8 protein-coding genes are annotated in these 9,780 nt (G+C 75.0%); 7 read left to right on the top strand and 1 reads right to left on the bottom strand.

Features of this window, described 5'->3' with window-relative positions; genetic code table 11:
• The 6 genes from CBZ_RS12875 to CBZ_RS12850 form a co-directional block, all read left to right on the top strand.
• Nucleotides 1–824 (top strand): RraA family protein (locus CBZ_RS12875; RefSeq protein ID WP_507762211.1); only part of this gene is annotated, 824 nt, incomplete at its 5' end.
• Nucleotides 821–1,528: a GntR family transcriptional regulator gene (locus CBZ_RS12870; protein WP_130781930.1), complete on the top strand. Its 708-nt coding sequence runs from the start codon at nt 821–823 to the stop codon at nt 1,526–1,528. The genes CBZ_RS12875 and CBZ_RS12870, both read left to right, overlap by 4 nt.
• Nucleotides 1,528–3,069 carry an aldehyde dehydrogenase gene (locus CBZ_RS12865; protein ID WP_130781929.1) on the top strand — a complete coding sequence of 514 codons (1,542 nt, stop codon included), beginning with the start codon at nt 1,528–1,530 and terminating at the stop codon, nt 3,067–3,069. Before CBZ_RS12870 ends, CBZ_RS12865 begins: the two co-directional genes overlap by 1 nt.
• Nucleotides 3,066–4,166, top strand: coding sequence for a 3,4-dihydroxyphenylacetate 2,3-dioxygenase (gene hpaD / locus CBZ_RS12860; RefSeq protein ID WP_130781928.1), 1,101 nt, complete (start codon nt 3,066–3,068; stop codon nt 4,164–4,166). Before CBZ_RS12865 ends, hpaD begins: the two co-directional genes overlap by 4 nt.
• A 69-nt stretch (nt 4,167–4,235) precedes the next feature.
• A complete protein-coding gene (gene hpaH, locus CBZ_RS12855; RefSeq protein WP_130781927.1) occupies nt 4,236–5,021 on the top strand; it encodes a 2-oxo-hept-4-ene-1,7-dioate hydratase in 786 nt (261 codons plus the stop codon).
• Complete coding sequence (locus CBZ_RS12850) at nt 5,006–5,821, top strand: HpcH/HpaI aldolase family protein (RefSeq protein WP_130781926.1); 816 nt, start codon at nt 5,006–5,008, stop codon at nt 5,819–5,821. The genes hpaH and CBZ_RS12850 overlap by 16 nt, the downstream gene beginning before the upstream one ends.
• A 24-nt stretch (nt 5,822–5,845) precedes the next feature.
• On the opposite strand, the gene CBZ_RS12845 is transcribed toward CBZ_RS12850, so the two are convergent.
• The gene (locus CBZ_RS12845; RefSeq protein ID WP_218022766.1) at nt 5,846–6,757 is read right to left on the bottom strand and encodes an AraC family transcriptional regulator; all 912 of its coding nucleotides are present in this window, start codon (nt 6,755–6,757) and stop codon (nt 5,846–5,848) included.
• A gap of 56 nt (nt 6,758–6,813) precedes the next feature.
• Here CBZ_RS12845 and CBZ_RS12840 point away from each other — a divergent pair.
• A partial coding sequence (locus tag CBZ_RS12840) for a DUF5107 domain-containing protein (protein ID WP_130781925.1) occupies nt 6,814–9,780 on the top strand: 2,967 nt, incomplete at its 3' end.

Raw genomic sequence — 9,780 nt, 5'->3', positions numbered from 1 at the left:
CCGTCGTGCAGGGCACCCACCCGTTCGACGGCACGCTCGGGTCGCTCCCGTCCGTCGACGACACGCAGCGCACCGAGGCGTGGGGCTCGCGCACCGCCGCCGGTCTGTCCCCCGACCCGGGGGTACCGCGCCTCACGCCCGCGCTGCGCGACCGGCTGCACCAGGCCCCGGTCGCGGCCCTCAGCGCGCAGCTGCGCAAGCGCGGCCTGGACGCCGTGACGATCGACGGCGTCCGCCCGCTGCACCCCGGGCAGAAGCTCGTCGGCACCGCGCGCACCCTGCGCCTGGTGCCCGGCCGCGAGGACCTGTTCGCCCGCCACGGCGGCGGGCACAACGCCCAGAAGCGCGCGTTCGACGGTCTCGACGAGGGCGACGTCCTCGTCATCGAGGCACGTGGCGACGCGGGCTCCGGCACGTTCGGCGACATCCTCGCGCTGCGCGCCCGCGCCCGCGGCGCCGCCGGGATCGTCACCGACGGCGGCGTGCGCGACCACGACGCCGTCGCGGCCGTCGGGATCCCCGTGTACGCGGCCGGTCCCCACCCTGCGGTCGTCGGGCGGCGGCACGTGCCCTGGGACGTCGACGTCGCGGTCGCGTGCGGCGGCACCACGGTCGAGCCCGGCGACGTCCTCGTCGGGGACGCCGACGGTGTCGTCGTCATCCCCCCGGACCTCGTCGAGGAGGTCGTCGAGGCCGCCCTCGCCCAGGAGCAGGAGGACGGCTGGGTCGCCCGGCAGGTCGCCGACGGCCACCCCGTCGAGGGGCTGTTCCCGATGGACGCGACGTGGCGGGCGCGGTTCGACGCGTGGCGGGCCGACCGGTGAGCGAGCCCGCGCCCACACGCAGCAAGTCGCAGCTCGCGTACCACTGGCTCAAGGAGCGGATCGCGGGCGAGGAGTTCACGCCCGGCTACCGGCTCGTCCTCGGGTCCATCGCCCAGGAGCTCGACATGAGCGTCGTGCCCGTGCGCGAGGCGATCCGCCTGCTCGAGGCCGAGGGCCTCGTGACGTTCGAGCGGCACGTCGGGGCGCGCGTGTCGATGATCGACGACTCCCAGTACCGCCACAGCATGGAGACGCTCGCCGTGCTCGAGGGGGCCGCCACCGCGCTCGCCGCCCCGCACCTGGGACCCGACGACCTGCGCCGCGCGCGCGACCTCAACCGTCGCCTCGTCGAGTCGCTCGACGACTTCGACCCGCGCCTGTTCACGTCGCTCAACCACCGGTTCCACGCGGTGCTGTTCGCCGCGTGCCCGAACCCGCGGCTGCTCGCGCTCGTCGACGCCGAGTGGGTCCGGCTCGGGCACCTGCGCGACTCGACGTTCAGCTTCGTCCCCGGCCGCGCGCACGAGTCCGTCCGCGAGCACGAGGCGATCGTCGACCTCATCGCGGCCGGTGCACCGCCCGCGCACGTCGAGACGGCCGCGCGGGCGCACCGCTCCGCGACGCTCGCCGCGTACCTCAGCCACGAGCACCCCGACGAGGCACCGGCCACGGCCGGCGCGACGACCGCGCGAGAGGCGACCTGATGGACCCGGACAGCACCGACCCGCGGGCCGCAGCACGCCCGCCGCACGTGCCCGCCGACCTGCCGCGGCTGCTGCGGCACCACGTCGGCGGCGAGGACGTCGACTCGCTCGACGGCGCGACGTTCGAGGTGCTCGACCCCGTCACGGGCGAGACGTACCTGCACGCCGCCGCCGGGCAGGCCGCCGACGTCGACCGTGCCGTCGCCGCCGCACGGCACGCCTTCGAGGACGGCCCGTGGCCCCGGATGCTGCCCCGCGAGCGCTCACGCGTCCTGCACCGCGTCGCGGACCTCGTCGAGCAGCGCGACGCCCGGCTCGCCGAGCTCGAGTCGTTCGACTCGGGCCTGCCGATCACGCAGGCGCTGGGCCAGGCCCGGCGAGCAGCGGAGAACTTCCGGTTCTTCGCCGACCTGGTCGTCGCGCAGCGGGACGACGCGTACAAGGTCCCCGGACGTCAGCTCAACTACGTCAACCGCAAGCCCGTCGGCGTCGCGGGGCTCATCACGCCGTGGAACACGCCGTTCATGCTCGAGTCGTGGAAGCTCGGGCCCGCGCTGGCCACGGGCAACACGGTCGTCCTCAAGCCCGCGGAGTTCACGCCCCTGTCCGCGTCGCTGTGGGCGGGGATCTTCGCCGAGGCAGGCGTGCCGACGGGGGTGTTCAACCTCGTGCACGGCCTCGGCGAGGAGGCCGGTGACGCCCTGGTCCGCCACCCCGGGGTGCCGCTCATCTCCTTCACCGGCGAGAGCCGGACCGGGCAGGTGATCTTCGCGAACGCCGCGCCGCACCTCAAGGGCCTGTCGATGGAGCTCGGCGGCAAGTCCCCCGCGGTCGTCTTCGCCGACGCCGACCTGGACGCCGCGATCGACGCGACGATCTTCGGGGTGTTCTCCCTCAACGGCGAGCGCTGCACCGCGGGCAGCCGGATCCTCGTGCAGCGCGAGGTGTACGACGAGTTCGTCGAGCGGTACGCGGCGCAGGCGCGGCGCGTCGTCGTCGGGCCGCCGCACGACCCGGCGACCGAGGTCGGGGCGCTCGTCCACCCCGAGCACGTCGCGAAGGTCCTGCGGTACATCGAGATCGGCCGGACCGAGGGGCGGCTCGTCGCCGGCGGCGGTCCGCCCGAGGGGCTCGCGGGCAGCAGCTACGTCGCCCCCACGGTGTTCGCGGACGTCGCGCCGGACGCGCGGATCTTCCAGGAGGAGATCTTCGGCCCCGTCGTCGCGATCACGCCGTTCGACACCGACGCCGAGGCGCTCGCCCTCGCGAACGGTGTGCGGTACGGGCTCGCGGCCTACCTGTGGACCACCGACCTGCGCCGGGCGCACACCTTCGCGCAGTCGGTCGAGGCCGGGATGGTGTGGCTCAACAGCAACAACGTCCGCGACCTGCGCACCCCGTTCGGCGGCGTCAAGGCGTCGGGCCTCGGGCACGAGGGCGGGTACCGCTCGATCGACTTCTACACCCATCAGCAGGCCGTGCACGTCACGCTCGGCGACGTGCACCAGCCGACCTTCGGCAAGGAGGGCAGGCCGTCATGAACGCCGGTCCGGTCCCCACGCCGTCGTCGCCGCCGCCCGACGTCGTGCGCGCCGCGTCGATCGAGCTCGTCGTCACCGACCTCGCGGCGTCACGACGCTTCTACGTCGACGTCCTGGGCCTCGTCGTGACGCAGGAGGACGACCGGTGCGTGTACCTGCGCACCTTCGAGGAGTTCATCCACCACAACCTGGTCCTGCGGCAAGGGCCAGTCGCCGCGGCCGCCGCGTTCTCCTACCGGGTGCGCGCCCCGCACGACCTGGACCGGGCGGTCGCGTTCTACCGCGAGCTCGGGTGCCGGGTCGAGCGGCGCCCGGACGGCTTCACGGCGGGCGTCGGCGACAGCGTGCGCGTCGAGGACCCGCTCGGGTTCCCCTACGAGTTCTTCCACGACGTCGCGCACGTCGAGCGGCTCGCGTGGCGCTACGACCTGCAGCCGCCCGGCCCGCTCGTACGGCTCGACCACTTCAACCAGGTCACGCCCGACGTCCCGCGCGCCGTGCGGTACATGGAGGACCTCGGGTTCCGCGTCACCGAGGACATCCAGGACGCCGCCGGCACGACGTACGCGGCGTGGATGCGCCGCAAGCCCACCGTCCACGACACCGCGATGACCGGCGGCGACGGCCCGCGGCTGCACCACGTCGCGTTCGCGACGCACGAGAAGCACGACGTGCTCGCGATCTGCGACCGGCTGGGCTCGCTGCGGCTGTCCGACCGGATCGAGCGCGGACCCGGCCGGCACGGCGTCTCGAACGCGTTCTACCTGTACCTGCGCGACCCCGACGGGCACCGCGTCGAGATCTACACGCAGGACTACTGGACGGGCGACCCCGACAACCCCGTGGTCACGTGGGACGTGCACGACAACCAGCGCCGCGACTGGTGGGGCAACCCCGTGGTGCCGTCCTGGTACACCGAGGCGTCGCTCGTCCTCGACCTCGACGGGAACCCGCAGCCCGTCCTCGCGCGCGCGGACACCAGCGAGATGGAGGTGACGATCGGGGCCGACGGGTTCTCCTACACCCGTCCCGGCGACGACGCCGACGCGCTCCCGACGTGGAAGCAGGGCGAGTACAAGCTCGGGCACCAGCTGTGAGCGGCGCGACGCGCCGGCGCGCACACGGCATCGGCCGCGTGCACCGGCGCCCCCCGGACGGAGGCCGCCGTGCTCACGCCTGAGACCCTCACCGCGATCGCCGACGAGCTCGCCGCCGCCGAGCGGGACCGCACCACCGTGCCGCTGCTCACCGCACGCCACCCCGGCATGACCGTCGAGGACGCGTACGCCGTGCAGGCCGAGTGGCGGCGCCGCGCCGTCGCCGCGGGCCGGCGCCCCGTCGGACGCAAGATCGGCCTCACGTCGAAGGTCATGCAGGCGGCGACCGGCATCGACGAGCCCGACTACGGCGCGATCTTCGCCGACATGGTCCACGAGAACGGTGCCGTGATCGACCACGGCCGGTTCTCCAACGTCCGCGTGGAGGTCGAGCTCGCGTTCCTGCTCGCCGAGCCCGTCGACGGCCCCGACGCGACCCTGTTCGACGTCCTGCGCGCCACCGAGTACGTCGTGCCCGCCCTGGAGATCCTGTCGTCCCGGATCGCGCTCGAGGGCCGCACGATCGTCGACACCATCAGCGACAACGCCGCGATGGGCGCGATGGTCCACGGCGGCCGGCCCGTCCGGCCCGACGACGTCGACCTGCGCTGGGTCGCGGCCATGCTGCAGCGCAACGGGAGCGTCGAGGAGTCCGGCGTCGCGGGCGCGGTGCTGCACCACCCCGCGAACGGCGTCGCGTGGCTCGCGAACAAGCTCGCCGCGCACGGCGACCGCCTCGAGGCCGGCGAGCTCGTCCTCGCGGGCTCCTTCACGAGGCCGATGTGGGTGCGCCGGGGCGACACCGTGCTGGCCGACTACCGCGACCTGGGGACGATCACGTGCCGTTTCGACTGACGCCGACGTTCCGCGACGCCCTCGCCGCGCAGCAGACCCGCGTGCCGGCCGGGCGCCCGCTGACCGGCATGTGGGTGTGCTCGGGCAGCCCGCTCGTCGCCGAGATCTGCGCGGGGTCCGGGCTCGACTGGCTGCTCGTCGACATGGAGCACTCGCCGAACGGGCTGGAGTCCGTGCTCGCACAGCTGCAGGCCGTCGCCGCGAGCCCCGTCACGTCCGTCGTGCGGGTCCCCAGCGGTGACGTCGTGACGATCAAGCAGGTGCTCGACCTGGGGGCGCAGAACCTGCTCGTGCCCATGGTGTCGAGCGCCGACGCGGCCCGGGAGGTCGTCGCGGCCGTGCGCTACCCGCCCCGCGGACGCCGCGGCGTCGGGTCGGCGCTCGCCCGGTCGGCCCGGTGGAACCGCGTCGAGGGGTACCTCGACGACGCCGACGCGCACGTGTCGCTGCTCGTCCAGGTCGAGACCGTCGAGGCCGTGGACGCGGCCGACGCGATCGCGCGCGTCGACGGGGTCGACGGCGTCTTCGTGGGCCCGTCCGACCTGGCCGCGTCGATGGGCCTGCTCGGCCGGCAGGACCACCCCGACGTCGTCGACGCCGTGCGGCGCACGATCCGGACCGTGCGTGCCGCCGGGGTGCCCGTCGGGGTCAACGCCTTCGACCCGGTGCTGGCGCGCGCGTACGTCGAGGCGGGGGCGTCGTTCGTCCTCGTCGGCGCCGACGTGACGCTGCTCGCCCGCGGCTCCGAGTCGCTCGCGCGCCTCTTCGCACCCGACGACCCCGACGGCGCCGTCGGCTGAGGGCGGACCATGGCACGCCCGGCGTCAGCCGCGCTCCTGGCTGCGGTACGCGCTCGGGCTGACCGAGTGGATGCGGCGGAACTGCCGGGAGAAGTACAGCGCGTCCGGGTAGCCGACCTGCCGCGCGACCGACGCGATCGTCCTGTCGGTCGTGTCGAGCAGCTCCCGGGCGGCCGCCATCCGCAGCCGCGTCTGGTACTCCAGCACGCCGAAGCCGGTGGCCCGACGGAACAGCGCCGCGAAGTGCGACCGGCTCAGCCCGGCCATCGCGGCGAGCTCGTCGACCGACGTGCGCTCCGACGACGTCGCCCGCAGCAGGTCGAGCGCCGCCTCGACGGGGTCGTGCGGCGCGGCACCGACCGCACGACGGTCGGCCGCCAGCAGGGCCAGCGCGTGCCAGGCCGCGCCCGACGCGGCGACCAGGCTGGACGTCGTCTCGTCCCGCTCCATCCGGCGCAGCACCGTGTCGACGAGCGCGAGGACCCGCGGCGGGTCGGCCAGGCCGACGACGGGCCGCTCGACGGTCGCACCGGTCGCCGCGAACAGCTCCGGCACGGCACGACCCGTGACGTGCAGCCACCAGATCGTCCATGGGTCCCGCTCGTCCGCCGCGTAGGCGTGCGGTACCCCCGCCGGGAGCAGCAACGCCTGGCCCGCGGTCACCGGGTGCTCACCCGACGGCAGCCGGCACGCGCCCCGCCCCGACGCGCACACGATGACGACGTGCTGCGCGGCGCCCCGCTCGCGCACCCGACCGTGCGACGACGCCCGGGGGAAGAAGCCGACGTCGGTCACGAGCAGCGACGACGTCACCGGGGCCTGTGCCGCCTGCGCGACGAGCGGACGCGGGAGCACGCGCATGCGCTGGCCGGGGAACCCCTCGCCGAGCCGTGCGGGGACCTCCCGCGAGGTCGTTGTGATCGTCGTTTCGTCCATGGTGACCGCAGGATCACACATTCCCCGCCGGTCCGGCGCGACCTAGCGTCGTGGGCATGCTCGACGACGAGTCCCGCCTCCACCTCCCGCCGGTCCCGCCGGCGCTCGCCGACGACCCGGTCGCCGCCTGGCGCGAGCCCGTCGTCATCGACACCTACCTGCCGGACCCGCCCGACCGGTACCCCGCGTACCTCGAGCGCCGCGTCTACCAGGGCTCCTCCGGCACGGTCTACCCGCTGCCGTTCCACGAGCGCATCAGCCCCACGAGCGCGCCCCGGACGTGGGACGCGATCCACCTGCAGAACGCGTGGGTCCGCCTCATGGTGCTCCCGGAGCTCGGCGGGCGGATCCACGTCGGCGTCGACAGGACGAACGGGTACGACTTCTTCTACCGGAACAACGTCGTCAAGCCCGCCCTCGTCGGCCTCGCCGGCCCGTGGATCTCCGGCGGCGTCGAGCTCAACTGGCCGCAGCACCACCGACCGTCGACGTTCCTGCCCACCGACGCGTACATCGAGCACGAGGACGACGGCTCCGTCACCGTGTGGTGCTCCGAGCACGACCCGTTCGCCCGGATGAAGGGCATGCACGGCGTGCGGCTGCGGCCCGGCAGCAACGTCGTCGAGCTGCGCGTGCGGCTGCTCAACCGCACCGACGACGTCCAGTCGTTCCTGTGGTGGGCGAACACGGCCGTGCACGTCGGCGACGACCACCAGTCGTTCTTCCCGACGGACGTGCACGTCGTCGCCGACCACGCGAAGCGCGCCGTGACCGCGTTCCCCGCGGCCGACCGCCCCTACTACGGCGTCGACTACCCCGCGCTGGTCACCCCCGACCGGCCGGACGCCGACCGCCTCGACCGGTACCGCAACATCCCCGTGCCGACGTCGTACATGTGCCTGGGGACGCAGGACGACTTCTTCGGCGGCTACGACCACGGCGTCGGCGCGGGTCTCGTGCACTGGGCCGACCATCGGATCGCACCCGGCAAGAAGCAGTGGACGTGGGGCGACTCGGACTTCGGCCGGGCGTGGGAGGCGAACCTCACGGACGGCGACGGCCCCTACGTCGAGCTCATGGCGGGGGTGTTCACCGACAACCAGCCGGACTTCACGTTCCTCGCGCCCGGGGAGACGAAGGCGTTCAGCCAGTACTGGTACCCGTACCGCGGCATCGGGGTCGTGCACCAGGCGACGCTCGACGCGGCCGTGCACCTCGACGTCTCCCCCGACGCCGACGCCGCGCGGACGCGGGTCGCGCTCGGGGTCGCCGTCACCGCGGACCGGCCCGGCCTGCACGTCGACCTCGTGACGGCCGACGGCGTGCGCGTGTGGTCGACCGTGGTCGACGCCGGCCCAGCCGACGCGGTCGTCGAGGAGATCGTGCTCGACGGTGCCCACACCCCGACCGACCTCGTCCTCACCGTGCGGCACGACGGTCGCGACCTGGTCCGCTGGCGCCCCCGACCCGTCCCCGCGCACGTCGAGGTCCCCGCCCCCGCGCGGGAGCCCGCGGCCCCGGCAGACCTCGCGTCGGCCGAGGAGCTGCACCTCACCGCGACGCACCTCGAGCAGTACCGGCACGCGACCCGCTCACCCGAGCCGTACTGGCAGGAGCTCCTGCGCCGCGACCCCGGCGACAGCCGCGCGCACCTCGCGCTCGGCGTGCGCCGCCTGCGCTCGGCCCGGTACGCGGACGCGGAACGGCACCTGCGCGCTGCCCTCGCGCGGCTCACCGCGCTCAACCCGAACCCCGCCGACGGCGCGGCGTCCTACCACCTGGGCCGCGTGCTCGAGCGGACCGGGCGGCCCGCCGAGGCGCGCGAGGCCTACGGGAAGGCCGCGTGGTCCGCGGCGTGGCGTGTGCCTGCCGGGCTCGCGACCGCGCGGCTCGACGCACGGGAGCAGCGTCCGGCCGACGCCCTCGCCCGGGCGGCCGAGGTGCTCGACCTGGACGGGCACCAGGTCCAGGCGCGCGACGTCGCCGCCGTCGCCCTGCGGGCGCTCGGCCGGACCGACGAGGCCGCGCGCCTGGTCGCCGGCACCCTCGCGACCGATCCGCTCGACTGGTGGGCCCGCGACCTCGCGGGCGAGCCCGTCGAGGCGGACGCGCCGACCTGCCTCGACGTGGCGCTCGAGCACGCGTCGGTCGGCGCGGTCGACGACGCGGCCCGCCTGCTCGCGCACGCCGCGTCGCTGCCCACCGTGCCGGGCCAGGTGAACGTCGCGCCGCTCGCGCACTACCACCGCGCCGACCTGCTCGAACGAGCGGGTCGCACCGCCGAGGCACAGGCCGCCCGGCTGGCCGCCCGGCAGGCGGACGCCACGTGGTGCCTGCCGTCGCGGCTCGACGACGTCGACATGCTGCGACGCACCTGCGAGCGCACGCCGGACGACGGCCGGGCGTGGGCGCTGCTCGGGCACTGGCTGTACGCCGAGCGGCGGTACGAGGACGCCGTGGACGCGTGGCAGCGGTCGGTCGAGGTCGACGGCGGCGACGTGGTCGTGCGGCGCAACCTCGCGGTGGCGGCGTACGACGTGCAGGGCGACCCGGAGGCGGCCGCGCACTGGTACGAGCGGGCGCTCGCGCTCGCGCCGGGCGACGCGCGGCTCGTCTACGAGTCCGACCAGCTGGCCCGGCGCGCCGGCGCGGCACCCGAGGACCGCCTCGCGCGGCTCGACCGGGAGCGTGCCGCGGTCCGGGCGCGTGACGACCTCACCGTCGAGCACGCGACGCTGCTGACGGCGCTCGGACGGGCCGACGAGGCGCTGCGCGCGCTGTCGTCGCGGCGGTTCCAGCCCTGGGAGGGCGGCGAGGGGCAGGTGCTGCGCGCGTGGGAGGAGGCGTCGCTCGCGGCGGCCCGGTCGGCGCTGGCCGACGGCGACCCGTCGCGCGCGACGGCCCTGCTGCGGGACGCGCTCGACCCGCCGGCGAGTCTCGGTGAGGCCCGTCACCCGCTCGCGGGGTGCGCGCACCTGCTGCTGGCGCTCGGGGACGCGCGGCGCGCGGGGGGCGACGAGGGC

Source organism: Cellulomonas biazotea (assembly GCF_004306155.1).
GTDB classification, from domain to species: domain Bacteria; phylum Actinomycetota; class Actinomycetes; order Actinomycetales; family Cellulomonadaceae; genus Cellulomonas; species Cellulomonas biazotea.
Note: the sequence above shows the minus strand (reverse complement) of the source record. Positions and strands in the feature narration are given on the sequence as shown.

Coding starts and splice junctions, on each gene's coding strand:
- hpaD (WP_130781928.1), top strand. CDS start 3,066: ATGAACGCCGGTCCGGTCCCCACGCCGTCGTCGCCGCCGCCCGACGTC.
- CBZ_RS12865 (WP_130781929.1), top strand. CDS start 1,528: ATGGACCCGGACAGCACCGACCCGCGGGCCGCAGCACGCCCGCCGCAC.
- CBZ_RS12845 (WP_218022766.1), bottom strand. CDS start 6,757: ATGGACGAAACGACGATCACAACGACCTCGCGGGAGGTCCCCGCACGG.